This is a genomic window from Erythrobacter sp. S57(2025) (assembly GCF_057365055.1).
In genome coordinates, this window is record NZ_CP200299.1 from 1,086,982 (window position 1) to 1,108,534 (window position 21,553).

General features: G+C 56.0%; 18 protein-coding genes. 14 read left to right on the forward strand and 4 right to left on the reverse strand.

Annotation, left to right across the window (positions count from 1 at the left end):
• The first annotated feature begins 16 nt into the window (after positions 1 to 16).
• Genes AC0V6N_RS05240 through AC0V6N_RS05280 form a run of 9 tightly spaced genes read left to right on the forward strand, consistent with a single transcriptional unit; the run spans position 17 to position 9,505 of the window.
• On the forward strand, positions 17 to 643 hold the full coding sequence (locus tag AC0V6N_RS05240) for an NADH-quinone oxidoreductase subunit J (RefSeq protein WP_486170534.1): 627 nt from the start codon (positions 17 to 19) through the stop codon (positions 641 to 643).
• On the forward strand, positions 643 to 954 hold the full coding sequence (gene nuoK, locus AC0V6N_RS05245) for an NADH-quinone oxidoreductase subunit NuoK (protein ID WP_486170535.1): 312 nt from the start codon (positions 643 to 645) through the stop codon (positions 952 to 954). The genes AC0V6N_RS05240 and nuoK overlap by 1 nt, the downstream gene beginning before the upstream one ends.
• 6 nt (positions 955 to 960) lie before the next feature.
• Positions 961 to 2,967, forward strand: coding sequence for an NADH-quinone oxidoreductase subunit L (gene nuoL, locus AC0V6N_RS05250; protein WP_486170536.1), 2,007 nt, complete (start codon positions 961 to 963; stop codon positions 2,965 to 2,967).
• A 13-nt stretch (positions 2,968 to 2,980) separates the two neighbouring features.
• Positions 2,981 to 4,519: an NADH-quinone oxidoreductase subunit M gene (locus AC0V6N_RS05255; RefSeq protein WP_486170537.1), complete on the forward strand. Its 1,539-nt coding sequence runs from the start codon at positions 2,981 to 2,983 to the stop codon at positions 4,517 to 4,519.
• Positions 4,519 to 5,997: an NADH-quinone oxidoreductase subunit NuoN gene (gene nuoN, locus AC0V6N_RS05260; RefSeq protein ID WP_486170538.1), complete on the forward strand. Its 1,479-nt coding sequence runs from the start codon at positions 4,519 to 4,521 to the stop codon at positions 5,995 to 5,997. Before AC0V6N_RS05255 ends, nuoN begins: the two co-directional genes overlap by 1 nt.
• Positions 5,994 to 6,719 carry a biotin--[acetyl-CoA-carboxylase] ligase gene (locus tag AC0V6N_RS05265; protein ID WP_486170539.1) on the forward strand — a complete coding sequence of 242 codons (726 nt, stop codon included), beginning with the start codon at positions 5,994 to 5,996 and terminating at the stop codon, positions 6,717 to 6,719. Before nuoN ends, AC0V6N_RS05265 begins: the two co-directional genes overlap by 4 nt.
• Positions 6,720 to 6,732: 13 nt before the next feature.
• Positions 6,733 to 7,524 carry a type III pantothenate kinase gene (locus AC0V6N_RS05270; RefSeq protein ID WP_486170540.1) on the forward strand — a complete coding sequence of 264 codons (792 nt, stop codon included), beginning with the start codon at positions 6,733 to 6,735 and terminating at the stop codon, positions 7,522 to 7,524.
• 26 nt (positions 7,525 to 7,550) lie between these two features.
• Positions 7,551 to 9,218 (forward strand): ribonuclease J, encoded by a 1,668-nt coding sequence (locus AC0V6N_RS05275; protein ID WP_486170541.1) that lies wholly within the window; start codon positions 7,551 to 7,553, stop codon positions 9,216 to 9,218.
• The gene (locus AC0V6N_RS05280) at positions 9,218 to 9,505 is read left to right on the forward strand and encodes a DUF1467 family protein (RefSeq protein ID WP_486170542.1); all 288 of its coding nucleotides are present in this window, start codon (positions 9,218 to 9,220) and stop codon (positions 9,503 to 9,505) included. Before AC0V6N_RS05275 ends, AC0V6N_RS05280 begins: the two co-directional genes overlap by 1 nt.
• Positions 9,506 to 9,508: 3 nt before the next feature.
• Here the strand turns inward: AC0V6N_RS05280 and AC0V6N_RS05285 are convergent, their stop codons facing one another.
• Positions 9,509 to 12,100, reverse strand: a complete 2,592-nt coding sequence (locus AC0V6N_RS05285) for a coiled-coil domain-containing protein (RefSeq protein WP_486170543.1) — start codon at positions 12,098 to 12,100, stop codon at positions 9,509 to 9,511.
• A gap of 70 nt (positions 12,101 to 12,170) precedes the next feature.
• Between AC0V6N_RS05285 and AC0V6N_RS05290 the strand changes: the two genes are divergently transcribed.
• From AC0V6N_RS05290 to AC0V6N_RS05305, 4 genes are all read left to right on the forward strand, one after another.
• Positions 12,171 to 12,488 carry an Hpt domain-containing protein gene (locus AC0V6N_RS05290; protein ID WP_486170544.1) on the forward strand — a complete coding sequence of 106 codons (318 nt, stop codon included), beginning with the start codon at positions 12,171 to 12,173 and terminating at the stop codon, positions 12,486 to 12,488.
• Between the two features lie 128 nt (positions 12,489 to 12,616).
• Positions 12,617 to 13,807, forward strand: coding sequence for a hypothetical protein (locus AC0V6N_RS05295; protein WP_486170545.1), 1,191 nt, complete (start codon positions 12,617 to 12,619; stop codon positions 13,805 to 13,807).
• A gap of 68 nt (positions 13,808 to 13,875) precedes the next feature.
• Entirely contained in the window at positions 13,876 to 14,823 is a 948-nt protein-coding gene (locus AC0V6N_RS05300; protein WP_486170546.1) for a hypothetical protein, read from the forward strand.
• Complete coding sequence (locus tag AC0V6N_RS05305; protein WP_486170547.1) at positions 14,820 to 16,226, forward strand: sensor histidine kinase; 1,407 nt, start codon at positions 14,820 to 14,822, stop codon at positions 16,224 to 16,226. The genes AC0V6N_RS05300 and AC0V6N_RS05305 overlap by 4 nt, the downstream gene beginning before the upstream one ends.
• 8 nt (positions 16,227 to 16,234) lie before the next feature.
• On the opposite strand, the gene AC0V6N_RS05310 is transcribed toward AC0V6N_RS05305, so the two are convergent.
• From AC0V6N_RS05310 to gltX, 3 genes are read right to left on the reverse strand one after another with little or no spacing between them, the layout of a single operon-like run.
• Entirely contained in the window at positions 16,235 to 16,453 is a 219-nt protein-coding gene (locus tag AC0V6N_RS05310; protein WP_486170548.1) for a hypothetical protein, read from the reverse strand.
• A gap of 17 nt (positions 16,454 to 16,470) precedes the next feature.
• Positions 16,471 to 17,757, reverse strand: coding sequence for a citrate synthase (locus AC0V6N_RS05315; RefSeq protein WP_486170549.1), 1,287 nt, complete (start codon positions 17,755 to 17,757; stop codon positions 16,471 to 16,473).
• 44 nt (positions 17,758 to 17,801) lie between these two features.
• Positions 17,802 to 19,202 carry a glutamate--tRNA ligase gene (gltX, locus tag AC0V6N_RS05320; protein WP_486170550.1) on the reverse strand — a complete coding sequence of 467 codons (1,401 nt, stop codon included), beginning with the start codon at positions 19,200 to 19,202 and terminating at the stop codon, positions 17,802 to 17,804.
• A 77-nt stretch (positions 19,203 to 19,279) separates the two neighbouring features.
• Here gltX and AC0V6N_RS05325 point away from each other — a divergent pair, with 77 nt between their 5' ends.
• A complete protein-coding gene (locus AC0V6N_RS05325; RefSeq protein ID WP_486170551.1) occupies positions 19,280 to 21,547 on the forward strand; it encodes a ComEC/Rec2 family competence protein in 2,268 nt (755 codons plus the stop codon).
• Positions 21,548 to 21,553 lie beyond the last annotated feature (6 nt).

Sequence of the window (21,553 nt, forward strand, 5' to 3'; positions counted from 1 at the left end):
CGGAAAAACAGGGATCATGATTCAGATACTAGCCTTTTACCTGTTCGCAGGGCTGGTCATCGCAAGCGCGGTGATGGTCATCATGTCACGCAACCCAGTGCATAGCGTGCTGTGGTTGATCCTCGCCTTTTTCAATGCAGCTGGCCTCATGGTTTTGGTAGGCGCCGAATTCATCGCGATGCTGCTTGTTATCGTTTACGTCGGCGCGGTCGCGGTATTGTTCCTGTTTGTGGTGATGATGTTGGACATTGATTTCGCCGCAATGCGCGCCGGTTTCATCAAAAATTTCCCGCTGGGCATCGCGATTGCGCTTATCTTGTTGGCGGAGCTCGTGCTTGGCCTTGGCGCGTATGGGGCAGGTGGCATTGAGCTGGGTACACCGGACGGGGCTGCTGCGACCGGCAGACCCGGCGTGAGCAATATCGAGGCGATCGGTGCGCTGCTCTATGGCCGCTATATCGTTCTGTTTGAAATTGCCGGGATAATTTTGCTGGTCGCCATGATCGGCGCCATCGTGCTCACGCATCGTGAGGCAAAGCCCGGTGCGCGGGGACGTCAGGATATCGGCAAGCAGATCGCGCGCCGTCCTGAGGAGGCCACCGTATTGAAGAACCCGGAAACCGGGCAGGGGGTAGAGCTGTAATGGCTACCATCGGCATCGAACATTATCTGGTAGTCGGCGCGATCCTGTTTGTGCTTGGCGTGCTGGGCATCTTCCTCAATCGCAAAAACGTCATCGTCATTTTGATGGCGGTAGAATTGATTTTGCTCGCGGTGAACATCAATCTTGTCGCTTTCAGCGCATTTATGAACGATCTGGTCGGTCAGGTCTTCGCCATGATGGTGCTGACCGTTGCGGCAGCAGAGGCGGCCATCGGGCTTGCCATCCTTGTCATCTATTATCGTGGTCGCGGCACTATTGCGGTCGACGATGTGAACCGGATGAAGGGATAAGAACCGGTGGATACGATCCTCATTATCGTCTTTGCGCCGCTGGTCGCTTCGATCATTGCAGGGCTGGGCAATCGCGTCATTGGCAACACTGCTGCTAAGTCGATCACAACTGGTGCGCTGTTCCTTTCAGCTGCGCTGAGCTGGCCGATTTTCCTCGGCTTTCTCAACGGCAGCATGACTGCCGAGGTCGTGCCTGTTCTCAAATGGGTACAGTCCGGCTCGCTCACCTTCGATTGGGAATTGCGGGTTGATGCGCTGACGGCAGTAATGCTGGTTGTGATCAACAGCGTTTCCGCGCTCGTGCACCTTTATAGCTGGGGCTATATGGAGGAAGACCCGGATCAACCGCGCTTCTTCGCCTACCTTTCTCTGTTTACGTTCGCGATGCTGATGCTGGTGACCGCTGAGAACCTCGTGCAGATGTTCTTTGGCTGGGAGGGTGTGGGTCTCGCCTCTTACCTGCTGATCGGCTTCTGGTTCAAAAAGCCAAGCGCTGGTGCGGCTGCGATCAAGGCATTCGTGGTCAACCGTGTGGGCGACCTTGGCTTTATGCTCGGCATCTTTGGGACCTATTTGGTGTTCCAGACGACCTCTATTCCAGAGATTTTGAACGCGGCTCCGGCGATGAGCGGGTCAACGATCACCTTCCTCGGCATGCGCCTCTACACGATGGATATATTGTGCATCCTGTTGTTTATCGGCGCGATGGGTAAGTCGGCGCAGCTAGGTCTGCACACGTGGCTTCCCGATGCCATGGAGGGGCCGACCCCGGTTTCCGCGCTGATCCATGCAGCGACTATGGTGACCGCGGGCGTGTTTATGCTTTGCCGCCTTTCACCGATGTTTGAAACCGCTCCAACTGCTCTTGCCATTGTGACGGTAGTGGGCGCGGCAACCTGCTTCTTTGCAGCGACTATCGGCACGACGCAGTGGGATATTAAGCGAGTCATCGCGTACTCAACCTGTTCGCAGTTGGGCTACATGTTCTTCGCAGCAGGTGTAGGTGCCTATGGCGTTGCGATGTTCCACCTGTTCACGCACGCATTCTTTAAGGCGCTGCTGTTCCTTGGCGCAGGCTCAGTCATCCACGCAATGCATCACGAGCAGGACATGCGCTATTACGGCGACCTCAGAAAACGCATTCCCATCACCTTTTGGGCGATGATGGCAGGCACGCTTGCCATTACAGGTGTGGGTATCCTCGGCGTGTTCGGTTTTGCGGGCTTCTATTCGAAGGACGCAATTCTTGAAGCCGCTTGGGCGCGCGGCACGGGCATTTCGCAAATGGCATTCTGGGCTGGCGCGATCGCGGCTCTGCTTACCAGCTTCTACAGCTGGCGACTGATGTTCCTCACCTTTTGGGGCAAGCCGCGTTGGATTGAGAGCGAGCATATCCAGCACAGCGTTCACAAAACCCCTGAAGAAGCGGGCGAAGACACCACAGGTGGCTATCAGCCGCATGAAAGCCCATGGGCAATGCTGGTGCCGCTCCTCGTGCTGATGGTGGGCGCGGTCTTCGCAGGCTTTGTTTACAAGTATCCCTTCATTGACGGCGCGTCGGACGCTGTGAACGGCGCGTTCTGGGGTGGATCGATCTACTTCAACGCAGAGCTGATCCACGGACTGCATGCAGTGCCGCTTTGGGTGAAACTAACCGCGACAGTAGTGATGCTGCTTGGTCTTGCGGGCGCATACGTTGCCTATATCGCAAAGCCTGGCATTCCCGCCAAATTCGTTGCAAGCTTTGGCTGGCTGCACAATTTCGTATTCCGCAAATGGTACTTCGATGAGCTTTACGATCGTATCTTCGTCAAACCCGCTTTCTGGTTTGGCCGTCAGTTCTGGAAACTGGGCGACATAGGGACGATTGACCGCTTTGGTCCCAATGGCATCGCCGCCGTGGTTGAGCGAGGCTCAGTCGCTGCCAAGACGATCCAGTCGGGCTATCTTTACACCTATGCGTTGATCATGCTTCTTGGGCTGATCGCCGCTGTCACTTACGTGCTGCTCTAGGGGCATCGGCGCAATGGACTTTCCAATCCTCACCACCATGATGCTGGTGCCACTTGCAGGTGCGATCCTGTGTCTGTTTTCTGGCGCAGGTGCTGCGCGCGGCATTGCTTTGACCAGCACTCTGGTCACATTCGCGCTCGGCGTTCTGCTTTGGACCAATTACGAAATTGGCGGAGCGCAGTGGCAATTCCAAGAGACCTATGAACTGTTCGCGGGCTTCTCGTACGCGCTCGGCATTGATGGAATTGCGTTGCTGCTGATCATGCTCAGTGTCTTCTTGATGCCGATCTGTATCTTGGCGAGCTGGGAAGCGATCCAGAAACGCGTGGGCGAATATATGAGCGCGTTTTTGTTCATGGAGGTGCTGATGATTGGCACCTTTGCAGCGCAGGATATCTTCCTGTTCTACATATTCTTCGAAGCCGGCCTTATTCCGATGTATCTGATCATCGGCGTATGGGGCGGCGATAATCGGATCTACGCAAGCTACAAATTCTTCCTCTACACGCTGCTTGGTTCTGTGCTGATGCTGGTGGCGATGTTCTGGATGGTTGCTGAAGCGGGCACCTCTGACATTCCAACCCTGATGCAATATCCTTTCCCTGAGGGCGCGCAAACATGGCTATGGTTGGCGTTCTTTGCGAGTTTCGCGGTGAAGGTGCCGATGTGGCCGTTCCATACCTGGCTGCCCGATGCGCACGTTCAGGCGCCAACAGCGGGCTCTGTGATCCTCGCAGGCGTGCTGCTGAAGCTTGGCGGTTACGGCTTTATCCGGTTCAGCCTGCCGATGTTCCCAGAAGCGTCCGCTGACTTTGCATGGTTCGTATTTGCGCTGTCGATGGTCGCTGTGGTCTACACTTCGCTCGTCGCGCTCGTTCAAGCGGATATGAAGAAGCTGATCGCTTATTCTTCGGTTGCGCACATGGCGATTGTGACCGTTGGTCTGTTCGCCTTCAACGTACAGGGTCTCGAAGGCGCCATGCTAATCATGCTGAGCCATGGTCTTGTGTCTGGCGCGCTGTTCCTATGTGTCGGCGTTATCTACGACCGTCTGCATACGCGCGAGATTGAGCGGTATGGCGGGTTGTCGATCAATATGCCGTATTACGCGATTTTCTTCCTGCTATTCACAATGGCGAGCATCGGCCTTCCTGGTACAAGCGGCTTTGTGGGAGAGTTCCTCTCGCTTGCCGGTATCTATCAAACATCCAGCCTTGTGGCGCTGATCTGCACCACCGGCATTATCCTTGGCGCTGCATACATGCTTTACCTTTATCGCCGGGTCGCCTTTGGTGATCAGAAGAATGCTGACGCCGCCGCAATGAGCGATATCAAACCGCGCGAATGGGCGATGATGGTTCCGATTGCGGCGGTGGTGCTGTGGATGGGCGTTTATCCAGAAAGCTTCTTGGCACCGATGCGCGCGGACATTGCCGTGCTTGACGCGCAGCTTGCCGCCGCTGCTCCTGCTAGCGATGCAGAACTTGCAGCGGGCACTCCGCGTGATGGGGCTGCAAACGCTGTCGAGTATGATGGGGAGGGAGCGCACTAATGGACTTCCAAGCTTCCTTCGCACTCGTCATGCCCGAATTGGTTCTAGCAGGCGCTGGCCTGTTCCTATTGCTCGTCGCTGCATGGGCGGGTGACAAATATGCCCGCACCACAGCTGTCTTGGCGGTTACGGCTTTGTTCGGCGCAGGCCTATTGCTGGTCCCCGGGCTTCACTTTGGAGTGGATGGGCCAGACACTTACGCTTTCGGCACACTAATGAAGGTCGATAGCTTTGCGATGTTTGCAAAGGCGTTGATCTACCTAGCCGCCATCGGTGCGCTTGTTGTGGCACCGGCTTTCTTTGATAGCGAAGCCGCTGGCAGTGAGCGTGGCACGCGTGCGGAATACGCCGTATTGGTGCTGTTCGCGACGCTCGGCATGAGCATCATGGTTTCAGCGAGCGACTTTATTACGCTCTATCTCGGGCTCGAGTTGAATTCGCTTGCGGCCTACGTTCTTGCATCGATCCTGCGTCAGGATCAGCGCTCGGCAGAGGCGGGCCTTAAGTACTTCGTATTGGGCGCGCTGGCTTCGGGTATCCTGCTCTACGGGATGAGCCTGCTCTATGGCTTCACCGGTGCAACTGATTTCGCCAGCGTGCGCGCCGCATTGGAAGGTGAGCTTTCAACGGGGCAATTGTTTGGCCTGATCTTCGTGCTCGCAGGGCTTGCATTCAAAATCGCCGCGGTTCCGTTCCACATGTGGACTCCCGATGTCTACGAAGGCGCTCCCACACCTGTCACTGCTTTCTTCGCGACTGCGCCTAAAGTTGCCGCAGTGGCGCTAACCGCACGCGTGGTATTCGAAGTGTTCGGTGGCCAAGTCACCGCTTGGCAACAGATCGTGATGTTCACCGCGCTTGCTTCAATCGTCTTTGGAGCATTGGGTGCGATTGGGCAGGAGAACCTCAAACGTCTGCTGGCCTATTCCTCGATCAACAATGTCGGCTTTATTTTGCTTGGCCTTGCTGTCGGTACGGCTGCTGGAGCGAGTGCGATGTTGGTCTACCTCTTCATCTATGTCGCGATGAGCCTTGGCAGTTTTGTCGCCCTGCTGATGCTGCGCGGTGAAGACGGCAAGCTGTTTGAGACATTTGCCGATATTCGCGGTCTGGCTGTCACTCGTCCAGCCATCGCATGGTCACTGTTGCTGCTGATGTTCAGTCTTGCTGGCATTCCGCCCCTGTTGGGTTTCTACAGCAAGTTTGTGGTTTTCCAGGCTACGGTAGAGGCAGGGCTTGTCGCTTTCGCCGCAATCGCAATCGCTGCGAGCGTGATCGGTGCGTTTTACTACATCAAGTTCGTGAAGGTCATGTTCTTCGATGATCCTGCAGGCGTCGTCACGGGCGAGAGCGAGAAGGCAAACTGGGTAGTCTTGTTCTTGTGTGCCCTCATCATCTCGCCCTTAGGCTACTTGCTGACGCCATCGATTACCGACCTTGCTGATAAAGCCGCATCGGCGCTGTTTCTGACGGTTTGAGCACGATTTCAAAGATCACGCTGGTTGAAGAAACCGGCTCGACCAATGCCGATCTTGCGTCTGCCGTTCGCTCCGACAATACGCCGGGTGAAGGTCATTGGCTGGTCGCTCGTCGCCAGAGCGCAGGGAAGGGCAGACAAGGGCGCGAGTGGTTCGATGGTATTGGCAACTTCATGGGTTCCACAGTCGTTGAGCTGCGGGATGGCGATCCAGTCGCATCCTCGCTTAGCTTTGTTGCCGCACTGGCTGTGGCTGACGCGGTGCGTGAGTTTGTCCCCGCCAGCGTGAGGCCAGTGCTAAAGTGGCCGAATGATGTTGCTCTGAATGGAGGCAAGCTTTCCGGCATTTTGCTCGAATTGGTTGGTAAATCGGTTGCTGTTGGAATCGGGGTGAACTTGGCAGCAGCGCCAAGTTTGCAGGACCGAAAGACTGCTGCTGTCGCAGATTTTGCGTCAGCGCCTGATGTCGAGCAGTTTGGCCAGCTCCTGAGCTCGAAATTTGACCACTACCTATTCGATTGGCGCCGCTTTGGCCTTGCGCACACGCTTGGCGCATTTCTGAAAAGCTCAATCCACTCAATCGGCTCACCGGTGAAGGTCCACGATACAGATGGCAGCCGGATTGAGGGAACCTTTGCTGGCCTTGAAGAAACCGATGGGGCACTGCGTCTACGCTTGGCGGATGGCTCCGAACGTGTCATTCGGGCAGGCGATATTACTTAAGGGAGCGCATTCGATGCTGCTGGCAGCCGATGTCGGAAACACCAATGTTGTATTTGCTCTGTTTGAGCTGAGCGCGGATGGCGGCTTTACCGCAAAAGCGCGCTGGCGCATTGCGACCGATCCGCGTCGGACAGGTGATGAATACGCGGTCTGGCTGCTGCAACTGCTCGAAATCGAAGGGGTCGCGCGCGAGGATATCAAACAGATCATCTTTGCATCGGTTGTCCCGCGTGCTGATCACAACCTGACCGTCCTTTCGCAAAAGTACTTTGGTATCACCCCACTCAAAGCAGGGCACGGCGATGCCGCTTGGCGATTTGAGATTGATGTCGACCAGCCTAGCTCATTAGGGGCAGACCGCGCACTCAACATCCTCGCAGCGCATCACAAGTATGGTGGCGACTTGATCGTGATCGATTTTGGCACCGCAACCAAATTCGAAGCGATTGATTTCAACGGAGCCTACAAGGGCGGCTCAATCGCCCCCGGTATCAACCTCTCGCTTGATGCGTTGGTCGGTAAAACTGCCAAACTGCCCCGCATCGCCATCCGTGCGCCAGACAGCAAATCCGTCATTGGACGCAACACCGAAGACCAAATGCTCATTGGTGTGTTCTGGGGCTATGTGGCAATGATGGAAGGCATCGTAGAGCGGATGAAGTCCGAGATCGGCCGGCCTGCGAAAGTGGTCGCGACTGGCGGCCTCGCCATCCTTTTTGACGATGCGACCGATATCTTTGACGAAGTCGATGCCGACCTCACCATTGAAGGCCTCGCGATCCTTGCGCAGCAGGCCTCAGACTAAATGAAAATTCAATTCCAAGAGATTGTGTGAAAAAGAACTTCACTCCTGAAAACGAACTCCTTTTCCTTGCACTAGGCGGTTCCGGCGAAATCGGCATGAACGTCAACCTGTATGGGTGTGACAGCAAATGGCTGATGGTTGATCTGGGTATGACCTTTTCCGGGGGTGAGTATCCCGGCGTTGATCTGGTCTTTGCGGATCTCGATTTCATCGAGGAGCGCACCCGCGACCTGCTCGGCATTGTGTTGACCCATGCGCACGAGGATCATATCGGGGCTGTGCCGTATTTTGCTGGAGAGCTGGGCGTGCCGCTTTATGCCACCCCATTCACGGCTGACCTTGTCGCGCGCAAGCTTGAGGAAGCAGGGCTGCTAGGAAAGGTGGAATTGAATATCATCGCTGATGACCACGGCGACTTTGATATTGGACCATTCAACATCAAGTACTTGCCGCTCGCGCATTCGATTGCCGAGGGAAATGCACTGCTGATTGATACGCCTTATGGCCGGGTATTCCATACAGGCGACTGGAAGCTAGACGAAGAGCCGATTATTGGCGAGCCGACAACGGAGGAAGAGCTTCGCGCAATCGGCGCGGAGGGCGTTCACACGTTGGTTTGCGATAGCACCAATGTCTTCAACCCCAACCCGTCAGGTTCAGAAGGGGCCGTACACAAGGGACTGATGGAAGAGGTCGCAAAGCACGCGGGCAAACGCGTGCTGGTTACGACCTTTGCCAGCAATGTCGCGCGGCTTCACACCTTGGGCGAAGTCGCTCGGGAAACTGGACGTCAAATTTGTGTGGCAGGACGCTCACTCGACCGGATTATCGAAGTGGCGCAGGACAATGGCTACCTAACCGACTTTCCTGATCCCGTTGACTTCGACACGGCCATGCGGTTGCCACGTGGAGAGGTGCTGATCCTTGCAACAGGTGGGCAGGGAGAACCCCGTGCCGCTCTGTCGCGGATAGCGGATGAGAATCATCCTCTTGAGCTGGTGCGCGGCGATGTTGTGCTGTTCTCTTCACGCCAAATTCCGGGCAATGAGATTTCCATTGGCAAGATGCAGAACCAGCTGGCGAGGCGCGGCATCACGATGGTGACCGATCGTCAGAACCTGATCCACGTCTCCGGCCATCCCGGACGCCCTGAGCTTGAGGCGCTGTATGAGTGGCTGCAACCTGCCGTACTTGTCCCTGTCCATGGTGAAATGCGGCACATGGCAGAGCAGGCGCGGTTAGGTAAAGCGTGCGGGATTGCTTCTAACGTCGTGCAATCGAACGGCGATATCGTGCGTCTTGCGCCGGGTGAGCCGGGCAAACTTGCCGGAGTGCGCAATGGTCGCCTCGTCCTTGATGGTGATATTATCGCACCCGCCGATGGCGAAGCGGTCGCAATGCGACGGCGGATGGCGGGCGAAGGCCTAGTGGTTGTGGTGCTTGCCCGCGGCCAGCAACCAGTGATCGAGGCTTTGGGCCTACCTTTGGATGAGGATATGCCTGAATTCCTTGAGGAAACACAGAGAGATATTCTAACTGCGATCGGCAAGCTTAAGGGACACGCCGCCAAAGATCCTGCTGCTGTGCATGAGGCCGCGCGCCTTGCTGCACGGCGCGCTGCACGGCGATGGTCGGGCAAAAACCCGCAAGTGCGGGTGATCATGCCGGGCTTAGGGCAGGGGGTGCCTGACTGATGCAGATCACATCAATCCTTGCGGTTTACTTCCTGTTCTTCGTGATGACTGCGTTTGTCATGCTGCCATTCGGAGTGCGCACTGCTGATGAGGCGGGCGTTGAGAAAGTGCCAGGGCAAGCAGATAGCGCGCCTGTGAACTTTCGTCCCGGCAAATTGCTGATCCGCGCAACCGTAGTGGCAATTGTCCTAACCAGCCTATTTGTGCTCAATTTTGCGTATGGCTGGATCACCGCTGATGATCTCAACGTCTTTCCAGACCCACCAAGATTGGGCGATGAGGGCTAAGCCTCACTGACGGAAGCGTTCGATCGCCTGTGCTAGCACGACATAGAGTTTGCCCATGTCTGAGCCCAGTATGGTCACGCCAAGCGCGTTGCCGTCACGGGTGGAAAGCATCGAGCGCAGCATCGCTTCGAAGTCATGAATATACCGGCTAACACTGGCCTTAAAGTCGTCGTCGCGCTGATAGAGTTCCCCGATCTCCTTCGCATCACCGCTATCAACCAAGCGCACTGCACGGCGGGTAAAGATGCCTCGATCGCCTTTCAGATAGGCGTCCCACGCAGTATCGGTAACTTCGCTGGAAAGCGCGCCTGCAATATCAATCGCGTTTGAATTCAGGCTGTCGGTGATAAGCGCCATGCGCCGTGCAAAGTCATTGCCGACCTGTTCTTCCGCAAGCTCTCTTGAGCGTGCAATGCGCTGTTCAAGGTTTTTGGTCAGTTCATTGACCTTGGCGAGCTGGTCACGCAGCTGACTGGTTGCCTCGCGCCCTTTTCCGGCTGCATGGCTCGCTGCTTGCTCCAGCTTGCCAACCGTTTCGGCGGTGTCATTGCGCAATGCGCGTTCAATTTCGGCAACAGCATCCTTGGAAATGGTGCCAGCAAGCGTGCTCACTTTTTCACGGGCACCATCATCAAGCGCGGCAAAGGCGCTGGTGGTTGCGTCTTCTAATGCCGAAAGCGCTTCGCGCAGCTTGCCTTGCGTATCCTGCGCGTAGCTTTCGCTTTCCTTCGCGAGGCGAGTAAAGCCACCGCGCAAGCCTTGCAGCTTGCTCAGTGCTTCCTCAGATTGCTCGATCAGCTTTCCTTGCAGAGCATCGATAGAACTATCGGTCGATGCAATCTTGTCCTGCGTTTCGATCAAATAGTCACTTAGATTGCTGGCCTGTTCGCTGGTGTTGAGCATCAGGCCGGAAACGGTGCTGGCGCGTTCTTCAATGTCAGAAAGCGATTGAGAGGCCACTTCGATTGCACCTGGCAGATCCTCGCGGCTGTGCTTGGCGCCAGACTGGATTATCTCGAGCAAACGTATGCCCGCCTCGGTGAGTTCACCCAGTTGCTTTTCTGTTTCGCTCAACTCTTCGCGTTTTTGCGCGACCTGTTCGCTGAATGTTTCAAGCCCAGTATTCAATCCCTCACGGGTCGTATCACTCTGTTCGCCTACGTCGGCGATGAGTGCTGAAAGCTTGTCGAGTTGTTCGGTCATCGCAGAGCTTTGTTCGACCAGTTTCTCGGTTTCCTGGACCTGAGCCTGACGGCGCTCTGCTAGAGAATCGTCGAGCTCTGCAAGCCGCTGTGCGAGTACTTCGCTCGCTTGCGCCTCACGGGTGTCGAATTCTTCCTGGCGACGCGTGGTTTCCTCAGTGGATTTGCGCTCACGGGCAGAGATATGTTCGTCAACCTGATCCATCAGGGCCTGAAGTTCTTTGATCCGGTTTTGCGACGCGTTGATCGCATGCGAATCTAGTTTGTCGAGCCGGTCCATAGTGTTGATGACATCATCTTCGAAGCGCTTCTTAGAGGCCTGCAATTGCTCGATTGCGCCCGCTTCTGCTTGTCTGAGTTTCCCGGAAATTGCCTTGGTTTCGGTCTGCAACATGGTCATGCGCTCACCAAGAGCGGCCAGTGCCTTGCCCTCAGCGGCGTCAACTTCGCTCCGATAATTGCCCGCGCGCTCTTCAACAGCGTCGAGGCGAGTAGTTATTGTATCGCTGATTTTCGTCAGGTGCGTTTCAAGCCCACCAAGTGAATTTGATACACGCTCATCCAGCGCAGAAACTTGTCGCTCACTCGCCTTGCCAAATTCGTTGAGGCGTTCAAAGCCGCCGACCAGTTTATTGAGCTGTTCCTGAGCGTTATTGCCCGCATTGCCGACCTGATTGGACACATCGCGAGCCGAATTGGCGACAACAGGCAGATCATCGCGCAGACGTTTCATATTGCCCAATGCGGCTTCGCTCGCGCTGCCGATTGCGTCGACCTGCTCGCCATTTTCCTGGATCAGACCCTGCAGCTCGGCCGCATGCGTAGAGATTTTCTCGCTCGCAATCCGACCAAGGGATTCCAGTTCGCGTGATTGCGCACCCAAAAATTCGCGTGCAAGGCTCAATTCACGATTGACCACCGTTAGTCGCGCCTCAAGCTCGATGCTCTCCTTTGAGAGTAAAGACGCGGTTTCAGCAAAGCGTTTCGCCTCTGCGCGCGAGTGGCGCATTGTCAAAAGCCAGCCAACGCCGACCAGCAACACCGGAACCGACCAATCAATTATCCAACGCACCCATTCATTGGGCGGAGCGCTTCCCGCAGCGAGCAAGCGATCTTGCATCGCCCAAAGGTAAAGGGCCGTCCATCCAACGATCAATGTTCCGGCAATAGCTGGAGCAACCCAACCAAAGCGGTCCGAAGACACCTCATAAGGATCGTCATCGATGTAATCGGCCAGATCGAAGTCTTCGGTATCAACCGGCCCTTCGACCCCAAGATTGTCAGATATTTGATCAGAGGTTGAGCTATCAACCACCTCATCTGAAACGATTTTGTCATGCGCGTCTTGCGCGGCGTCTGGGGTTACAGCCCTGATGTGACGTCGTTTTGCCATGGATGCTCAATACCACACTCGGACTGTGGATAAACCCTGCTTTAACCTAATTCGGACTAAGCGTGCTTTCATGGCTTATGAAAGTGGAGCTTTAGACGCGACTTTGGCAGCAGCTGCGGGGGACGATTCCGCATTGCTGGGTGAGCTGAGAGGCGCCTTTATCGAAAGCGCTACTAAGCAACTCGACCTGCTGAAACGCTCGCGCTGTGATGGCAATTGGAACGTTGCTGCAATGCGCCTCAAAGGTTTGGCGGCGAGCTTCCATGCCGAAGAATTGCTGTTGGCTGCCGAAAACGCACTGGTGTCTGCACCCGGAGAACCCGCAGCAATTCGCGATATCGAGATCGTACTCGACCGCTTTTCAGGCAACGTCCCGCGTAATTTCTGACGCGGTCTGACGCATTTGGAGGGGAATTGTTCGCCCTCAAAGCTTGATACGCGCCCATTCTTCCGCCTAGCGCTTTCCTTCATGGAGCGATGCGACATCCCGCCTCGCCCTTAACAAAAGGGTTTGCCTTGCGCATTGCGCTCATCTCCGCAGTCGAGAAAACCGATCAAGGGCAGCTCAGGGCCGAGCAAATGCTTGGCGGACGATCGCTGCTTGCTTGGCAGGCGCAATTGGCGATTGAACTTGGCTGTGAGCGGGTCATTTGCCTTTGCTATGCTCCTGGTGAGGCGATTCTGAGCCTGCAATCCTGGGTCGAGGAGCAAGGACATGGGTTTCACGCGATCCGCACCAATTTGCAACTTGTTGGCCTAGTCCGAGCAGAGGATGAATTGCTGATGCTGGCCGACGGGCTCATGTTGGAGCCGCGGATTGCCAGAGCTTTCACAGATGATGGCAAAAGCCGCGGCATCGCAACCCTGCCTGCAGACCATGCGCTAAGCCAAAAGTTCTCAGATATTCTTGAGCGAATTGATCGCGAGCGCCATTGGGCTGGCTTTGCGCTAATCCGCGCCGGACAAGTTCACAAATTGAGCGATCTCCCCCCTGATCACGATGCCGTGTCGTTGCTCTTGAGACTGGCATTGCAAACGGGCGAAGACTGCCGCGATCTTGATCTTAAACCCTCAGAGAGCGAGAATTGGCAAATCGCTGACGAAGCAGAGGCAGTTTCGAAGCGGGAAATTGCGCTTTTGAATGACGCCTTGGAGATACCGTCTTGGGCAGGTGCAGGGGACGCGTTGGCTGCGCTCAGTGTGAAGTCGTTTGGCTCGCGTTACATTGCCACCGGGCCTGAAATGACGCTCGGCATGGCTGCAGTTTTTGGGACAGCGAGTCTAGTTTTGGCTGCATTCGGATTTGGAGCGCCAGCGCTTGGCATCGGTGCGGCCGGCGCATTTGCTGCATCTGTAAGCGGGCTCTGGAAGCGGATGCGCTCCCGCATTTGGGCCAAAGGTGAGAGGGCTAGATCAGAGCGCGTTCTCGGCTCGACTGTCGAAGCCATAGTTGCAGTGATTTTGACCGCAGTTTTGCTAAGGACAAGCGGGATTTCAGCTCTGTTAGCATTGCCAGTGTTGGCAATAGGAATTTCGCGCCTCGCCAGTCGAGGTGAGGCCGCGCGTCTTGCGCCGTTTTGGGCTGATCGAACTGTTCAAATGGCGATATTTGCTGTCGCGGCGGGGCTGGGTTACTTGCCCGAAGCGTTCGCAATGATTGCAGTCGGAGCGCTCGTAGATTTGCTTCTGCGCAAATCCACTGCTTAGGTTAGACCGCAAAGCCGGGCTTCGAAAGCTAACCGGGGCTTAACCATATCCCCTGTAGAGGCTACTCAATGGGCGAAATGACGTTGGACAGGACTGTACCCACTGGGGTGGAAGCCATCCTTCAGGATGAGCTGGCGCGCGAAACCCGCGCGCTGGGCAGCGTTGCGCCTGTCGTATCGCATATGCTCGAGAGCTCGGATCAGTCATTGGTAAGCGACGCTATCGTTGCGCGGGTTAGGGGCATGCTCAACAGTTTGGCTGAGCAATTGCTTGTTGCTGGTGGCACACCCGGTCCAGCTATCCCCGCAGACGGAGCCACAATTGATGCCGTTTCGCGCGGACTGACGCAGGATGGCGATCTCCTCAATCATCTCTATGCGGTGGCCATGGAAGGTCACCTTACTGTGGCATTTGAGAAGCGTGGGCAAATAGATCCCGTGCTGAGCCCCTTGTTGCAAGAGCTTATTGCGTCTGATCAGCCCGCGATCGCTGAGCTGGCAATGAGCACTCTCGCGGCGCAATCGCGTTTCATGCAAAATCAGCGGCGGATGCAACATTCACTTGAAGAACTGCCATCTGATTTGTTCGCCCGAGCGGTAGCAACCATTCAGTTAGTGGGACTGCCTTCTCAATCTGTGGCATCCGCAAATACCGCATTGCGCTCGACTTATGATGAAGGGGCAGGGCGGCTTGGTCTCCTTGCCCGGCTAGTGTCTTCCATGCACGCTGGCGCGGTAGCTGCGCTGGAGCTGGAGCATGCTGGGCTTGCCCTCTTTGCAAGCGCGCTATCTGCCCTGACCAAACGGAGCCGGGATGAAGCCGTTCTTTCATGCCATGAGCGTCAGGCGGCGCGGCTTGCGCTCAGTTTGCGCGCTGCTGGCCTTGATGAAGCAGCGATAGAGCGGCAGTTTGTGTTATCCGGTCCGGCTAACCATGTGCCTAGCCAGCTCGCTTCAGTTTCACCTGAGAGAGCGCAGGAATTGCTCGATGGCGCCACTGTGGGGAGAGGCGGGTGAACCGCCAGCAATCCCTCTTAGCGGCGCGTGGCATCACCGATGCCGATGATAAGCTGCTTACAGCGGATGACCCGCTGGCCGAGCTGCATGAAAGCTGTGGTGGTGCCATACCGGGCGTGCTCGCCGTGCCAGAATTGCTTGAGCTTGTGCGCCAAGGTCGCAAGATGGGGCTGCGTCTTGCGCGCGAGTTCTCGGCTTTCGATGGGGAGGACACGGTTTCGGGCTTTGCACGCATCCGGCCACTGAGTGATGAAGAAGGTGGCGGCTGTGAAGTGCTGGTCGAGAATTGGCAGCGTACCCCGCTTGCTCCCAGCAATTCGCATGACTTGGCTGAGCGATTAGATGAGATCGATCGCGCTTCTGCCGAAGTCACGGCGCGTCTGGATGCTCGTCAACACGTTCAGCTGCTCACAGCAGATGCGCCAGATTTGGCTAGGTTAGAAGCGGAGGTTGCCGCCGAACCGCGAAAGGTCTGGAGCGACTATCTTCAATTGCAAGGGGTGGTCCATCACCAACCGCTGCATTGGCGACTGCTCGATGGCGCACATTGCCATGTGCCTGGTTCTGAGCGGGATTGGCGTGTGCGTCTGATCCCAATTGGCGCAGCAAGCACTGCGCCGCGCGGGTTTGAATTGCTGTTGATTGCAGATGAGCCATTGTCACAGGATGCCCCGGAGACGGAGCAGTCGGAAGCCATAGAGCATTCGCAATTGATCGGCAGTGCGCTCACTCCTGTCCTGCGGCAGCCTGTCGCGCGCATCATTGCAAATGCCGAGACTATCAGTGCACGGCTAGCTGGACCGCTCAAGGCGGAATACAGCGAATATGCTGGCAATATTGCCTCGGCAGGCCAGCATTTGTCGGCAATGTTGGATGATCTGGCTGATCTTGAAGTCGTAGAGGCAGCTGACTTTAAAACATCAAGGGAGCCGGTTGATGTCAGCGATGCCGCACGACGAGCCGCTGGTATCTTGGGCGTCCGCGCACAGAGTAAAGCGATCACTCTTGAGCTGATCGAAGACGGAGATGAACTGATCGCGATTGGGGAATTCCGGCGTGTGCTACAAATCTTGATCAACCTGATTGGCAACGCAATCGCCTATTCCCCAGAGGGTAGCACGGTTCGGGTTAAGTCACGGCGACGCAAAAGCGGGCGCATCTCGGTTAGCGTGACAGATCAAGGACCGGGCGTAAGCACCGATCAAGCAACCCGCATCTTTGACAAATTTGAACGGCTTGGCCGCGATAGTGACGGTGGAAACGACAAGGGTTCTGGCCTTGGCCTTTACATCTCGCGCAAGCTGGCGCTGGCCATGGATGGTGATCTGGACGTGATTCAGCCCATTGATGGCGAGGGACTTGGCGGCGCAAAATTCAGACTTTTTCTGCTCGAAAGCGGTTGATCACGTATCTAGTCTGATTGTCTTAGCTTGTTGCCGAGGATGTGCGCACCAGCACCAAGTCCCATAGCAATAAGGCCAACAATCACCCATTCGCGATGCCCCAACATAAAGCTGTTTGGTGGCCAGTTGACCAATCCCAACCCCTGCAACGTCCAGATCAGGCCAAATACAAGAAGGGCGATCCCAAGGGCTTGAAAAACCAGCCCTATGATGGATCGCCCGCTCATGTCATATCCGCTTTGGCTCAGCGTTGGCCGATTGGCACATAGTCCCGCGCCGTTGGTCCAGTGTAGAGCTGGCGTGGACGGCCGATAACCTGGCCTGGATCAGAGATCATTTCGTTCCACTGCGCCACCCATCCCACGGTGCGGGCAAGGGCGAACAAGGCGGTGAACATTGTGGTCGGGAAGCCGATCGAGCTCAGGATGATACCTGAATAGAAATCGACGTTCGGGAACAACTTCTTCTCTTTGAAATAGTCATCATTGAGAGCGAGCTCTTCGAGTTGAAGCGCAACTTCAAACACCGGATCGGTGGTCTTCAAAGCTTCAAACACTTCGCGCAGTGTCTTCTGCATAACGGTCGCGCGTGGATCGTAGTTTTTGTAAACGCGGTGACCAAAGCCCATCAGGCGGAACGGATCGTTCTTGTCTTTTGCACGCTCAATATAGTGCGGGATACGATCAGGCGTCCCAATTTCTTGTAGCATGTTGAGCGCCGCCTCGTTCGCGCCGCCATGCGCTGGGCCCCACAGGCAGGCAATGCCCGCAGCGATACAGGCAAAGGGGTTCGCACCTGAAGACCCTGCAAGACGCACAGTAGAAGTCGATGCATTCTGCTCGTGATCAGCGTGGAGGATGAAGATCCGATCCATCGCTTTTTCAATGGCAGGGTGAATTTCATATTCCTCGGCCGGAACGCCAAAGGTCATGCGCAGGAAATTGCCGGTGTAGCTCAAGTCATTCTTGGGCTGCATGAAAGGCTGACCAACCGCATACTTATATGCCATCGCCGCGATCGTTGGCATCTTGGCGATCAAGCGGTGTGAACTGATTTTGCGGTGCTCTGGATCAGAAATATCCGTGCTGTCGTGATAAAACGCAGACAGCGCTCCAACCACGCCGCACATGATTGCCATCGGGTGTGCATCGCGGCGGAAGCCTGAATAAAAGGTGTTGAGCTGATCATGCAGCATCGTGTGGCGAGTGATGGTGTGAACAAACTCGTCATGCTCATCCTGGCTGGGCAATTCGCCATTGAGGAGCAAGTGGGCCACTTCCATAAAGCTGGAGTGCTCTGCCAACTGGCCGATTGGATAGCCGCGGTGGAGCAGAATACCTTCCTGACCATCAATATAGGTCAGCGCGCTTTCGCAGCTAGCGGTGGATTTGTAGCCCGGATCAAAGGTGAAGGCGCCGGTCTGGCCGTAGAGCTTGCGAATATCGATGACATCGGGGCCAGTGCTGCCCTCAAGAACGGGATATTCAAACGTATTCCCGTTTAGCTCCAGTTTCGCATGCTTATCTGCCAAGGTTAGTCTCCTGCCCTAAATTCTTTTTTGCCTTTGATCGGCTCTTACGCCTTTTGCGCGTCGAGCCGTGCCAGGGATTCATCCCGTCCAAGAAGGACCAGAACGTCGAAAATGCCGGGCGATGTAGTCGTCCCAGTGAGTGCAGCACGCATTGGCTGCGCCAGCTTGCCAAGGCCCAGTTCCAGTTCCTCTGCAAGCGACTTCGTAGTGGCTTCGAGAGCCTCGATTGTCCAGTTATTTTCACTCGCAAGTGCAGCATAAATCTTGGACAGGCGTGCTCTACCGTCATCATCTAGCAATTTTGCCGCCTTCTCGGTCATGGAAAGAGGCTGGCTTGCGAATAAAAAGCCTGCTCCTTCAGCAAGTTCATCAAGGTTCTTCGCCCGAGTTTTAAGAACTGGCATGGCCTTAGCCAGCAGTTCGACATCGGATGCACCTTCGATCCGGCTTGCCACTAGCGGTGCCAATACAGCGTCGTCGGTTTCCCGAATGTAGTGCCCGTTCAAGTTTTCAAGTTTTTTGATGTCAAAACGCGACGGGCTTTTGCCTACGCCTGATAGGTCAAACAGCTCAATTGCCTCTGCACGCGTAATTTCTTCGCGATCACCGTGACCCCAACCAAGGCGCAGCAGGTAGTTAAAGAGGGCGTCCGAGAGTATGCCCATTTCATCTCGATAAGCTTCTACGCCCAATGAGCCGTGGCGCTTAGACAGCTTTGCCCCATCAGGGCCGTGGATCAGGGGGACATGCGCATAAGTCGGTCGTTCCCAACCCATTGCGTCGTAGATTGGCAGTTGTCGAAACGCATTGTTGAGGTGGTCATCGCCGCGAATGATATGGGTGACGCCCATATCATGATCATCAACCACTACTGCGAGCATATAGGTCGGTGTGCCGTCAGCTCGCAGGATGATATAATCATCAAGCTCTACATTCTTTACTGATACGCTGCCTTGCACTTCGTCTTGAATGGTCGTTTCGCCATCAAGTGGGGTCTTAATCCGCACCGTGTAGCTAGCGCCTTCAGATGCCTCAGACGGGTCGCGATCACGCCAGCGCCCATCATAGCGCATGGGTTGCTTGTTCGCGCGTTGCTCAGACCGCATTTCTTCCAACTCTTCAGGCGTTGCAAAGCATTTGTATGCGTGACCCGTTTCTAGAAGTTTGTTCGCAACTTCGGCGTGCCGATCAGCACGCTGAGACTGGAAAGTAGGCGCGTCGTCATAGTCGAGACCCATCCAATCGAGACCATCCAAGATGGCATCAATCGCTTCTTGGGTGGAGCGCTTCTTGTCGGTGTCCTCTATCCGAAGCAGCGCTTTGCCGCCGTGGTGACGAGCATACAGCCAGTTGAATAAGGCCGTGCGTGCGCCGCCAATATGCAAGAAGCCTGTGGGCGAAGGCGCAAAGCGGGTCACAATTGTCTTTGCGTGTGGGCTTGCCATAGCTGCAAAATTCCTATTCACTTGAGCGTCTTAGATCAGGCCAAGCCCAAGGGGGTATTCCGAGGGGGACATGGCTGATGGCTGATGCGCCGATAATACCGATTGCTGGCGAGCCTGAAAGCAGCATTGCTGCCAAGGACACACCTTTGCCAAGCCCCAATGGGGCAACGCGCCGCCTGTGGCAAAGGGGCGGCGGATTGTCCAGCATTGCAAGCGCTGGAGCCGATGCTGCTGAGCGGTTCTTGGCAGGGGCCGGCTTTGACCGTGCCCCTTGGCTCGCGGTGGTGTTCGGCGCAGGGATTATGACCTGGTTTGCGCTCCAAACGCCGTGGCAATGGATGGCGGCAATGGGGAGCGCGTTCTTATTGGCACTTTTTGCGCTCGCAATGTGGCGCGAGGATGATGGGCGCGGGCATCTGCGCCGAGCTGTGATCGCGTGTTCAGTACTGTTTGCCTTGGGCATAAGCATTGTGTGGCTGCGATCCGAAATGGTCGGAGCTGAGCCGATCGAACGCCCAATGATTGAGCGGGTGCAGGGCTATGTGCTGGAACGGCAGGACCAACCTGCCCAAGACCGTATCCGATTAACAATGGCGGTGCGCGACGCGGAAACGGCGCAAAGCCGCAAGATACGGATCAACGTGCCGTTAGAAGAGGCCTTGCGAGTTGAGGCCGAGTATTCACAAGGCGACGGAGCGAAAGTCTTGCGCGAGGGTGCGATCCTCAAGATGCGCGTCCGACTAATGCCGCCAGCAAGCCCAATGTTACCCGGCGGTTATGACTTTGCTCGCGCCGCCTGGTTTAAAGGACTGGCCGGCACAGGCAGTCTATTGGGTGCAATCGAGGTCGTTCAAGCCCCTGATGGCAGGCCAGCCATCGGTTTCCTTCAACGTCAGATTGCTGCCCATGTACGTGACAATGTCGAGGGATCAGCAGGCACAATCGCCGCCGCCTTTGCTAGCGGGGACCGGGGGGCAATCGTCGAAGCCGACGAAGAGGCCATGCGCGATGCTGGACTAACGCATCTTTTGGCGATTAGTGGGCTGCATGTCAGTGCAGTGATCGCTGGAGCGTATTTCGTGGCGCTCAAGCTCTTGGCTCTATTCCCGGCCTTGGCATTGAGAGTGCGTTTGCCAGTAGCCGCCGCCGCTGTCGGCGCGTTGGCCGGGGTGAGCTATACACTTCTTACAGGAGCTCAGGTGCCCACGGTCAGAGCATGCGTTGCGGCAATGCTGGTGCTAATCGCTTTGGCGATGGGGCGTGACGCTTTGTCATTGCGTATGGTTGCGGCAGCAGCCGTTTTTGTCATGCTACTGTGGCCTGAAAGCGTTGTTGGGCCCAGTTTCCAAATGAGCTTTTCAGCTGTGCTTGCGATCGTGGCGCTTCATTCAAGTGCTCCGGTAAAGGCCTTTATGGCGCCACGCGAAGAGCCGTGGCTCAAACGAACGGGGCGCGGCGTCTTTATGCTGTTCGTCACTGGCTTGGTCATTGAAATTGCATTGATGCCCATCGTGCTGTTCCACTTCCACCGCGCAGGAGTCTACGGCGCCTTTGCTAACGTCATCGCTATCCCGCTGGTCACTTTCATTTCGATGCCTCTCATTGCGATTGCATTGTTCTTCGATCTGCTGGGGCTGGGAGCGCCATTTTGGTGGTTGGCAGAGGGGTCATTGAACCTTTTGCTTGGAATTGCGCATTTCACCGCAGAGCAGCCAGGTTCGGTAAAGCTGATGCCGCAGATGAGCTATTTGACGATCGCGCTGTTTGTCGGCGGGGGCCTGTGGCTTGCGCTATGGAATGGGCGAGCGCGATTGCTTGGTTTTGCTCCTGCAATTGTTGCGACCCTCATGCTGTTAACAACGCCTATTCCAGACGTACTTATCGGACGGGAGGGGCGGCATGTGGGGATCACCATTCCAAACGCTGACGGAAGCAGGAGTTTGCTATCGTTGCGCGACAGCCGTTCTTCCTATTCGCGTGACAACCTGCTTGAGCTTTCCAGCGTGACGAGTGAGCCTGTGCCTTTGGCGCAGTGGGAGGGAGCTCGCTGTTCTCCTGAATTCTGCACAGTCGAGATCACGCGAGGAGGGCGGGATTGGTCGCTATTGCTTGCCCGCAATCGGGAGATGATCGAGGAGCGCTCTTTGGCCGCTGCCTGTGAACGCGCGGACATCGTGGTGGCTGACCGCTTTTTGCCGCGCTCTTGTTCACCGCGCTGGCTGAAGGCGGATCGTCGCATGCTCATTCGAACAGGAGGCCTTGCACTTGATCTGACCAATGAACGAGTCACCAGCGTCTCTAGCAAGCAGGGTGAGCATGGTTGGTGGCGCGGGGAGGACGACTAGCGCCGC

Coding starts and splice junctions, on each gene's coding strand:
- AC0V6N_RS05240 (WP_486170534.1), top strand. CDS start 17: ATGATTCAGATACTAGCCTTTTACCTGTTCGCAGGGCTGGTCATCGCA.
- nuoK (WP_486170535.1), top strand. CDS start 643: ATGGCTACCATCGGCATCGAACATTATCTGGTAGTCGGCGCGATCCTG.
- AC0V6N_RS05255 (WP_486170537.1), top strand. CDS start 2,981: ATGGACTTTCCAATCCTCACCACCATGATGCTGGTGCCACTTGCAGGT.
- nuoN (WP_486170538.1), top strand. CDS start 4,519: ATGGACTTCCAAGCTTCCTTCGCACTCGTCATGCCCGAATTGGTTCTA.
- AC0V6N_RS05270 (WP_486170540.1), top strand. CDS start 6,733: ATGCTGCTGGCAGCCGATGTCGGAAACACCAATGTTGTATTTGCTCTG.
- AC0V6N_RS05280 (WP_486170542.1), top strand. CDS start 9,218: ATGCAGATCACATCAATCCTTGCGGTTTACTTCCTGTTCTTCGTGATG.
- AC0V6N_RS05285 (WP_486170543.1), bottom strand. CDS start 12,100: ATGGCAAAACGACGTCACATCAGGGCTGTAACCCCAGACGCCGCGCAA.
- AC0V6N_RS05290 (WP_486170544.1), top strand. CDS start 12,171: ATGGCTTATGAAAGTGGAGCTTTAGACGCGACTTTGGCAGCAGCTGCG.
- AC0V6N_RS05300 (WP_486170546.1), top strand. CDS start 13,876: ATGGGCGAAATGACGTTGGACAGGACTGTACCCACTGGGGTGGAAGCC.
- AC0V6N_RS05310 (WP_486170548.1), bottom strand. CDS start 16,453: ATGAGCGGGCGATCCATCATAGGGCTGGTTTTTCAAGCCCTTGGGATC.
- gltX (WP_486170550.1), bottom strand. CDS start 19,202: ATGGCAAGCCCACACGCAAAGACAATTGTGACCCGCTTTGCGCCTTCG.
- AC0V6N_RS05325 (WP_486170551.1), top strand. CDS start 19,280: ATGGCTGATGCGCCGATAATACCGATTGCTGGCGAGCCTGAAAGCAGC.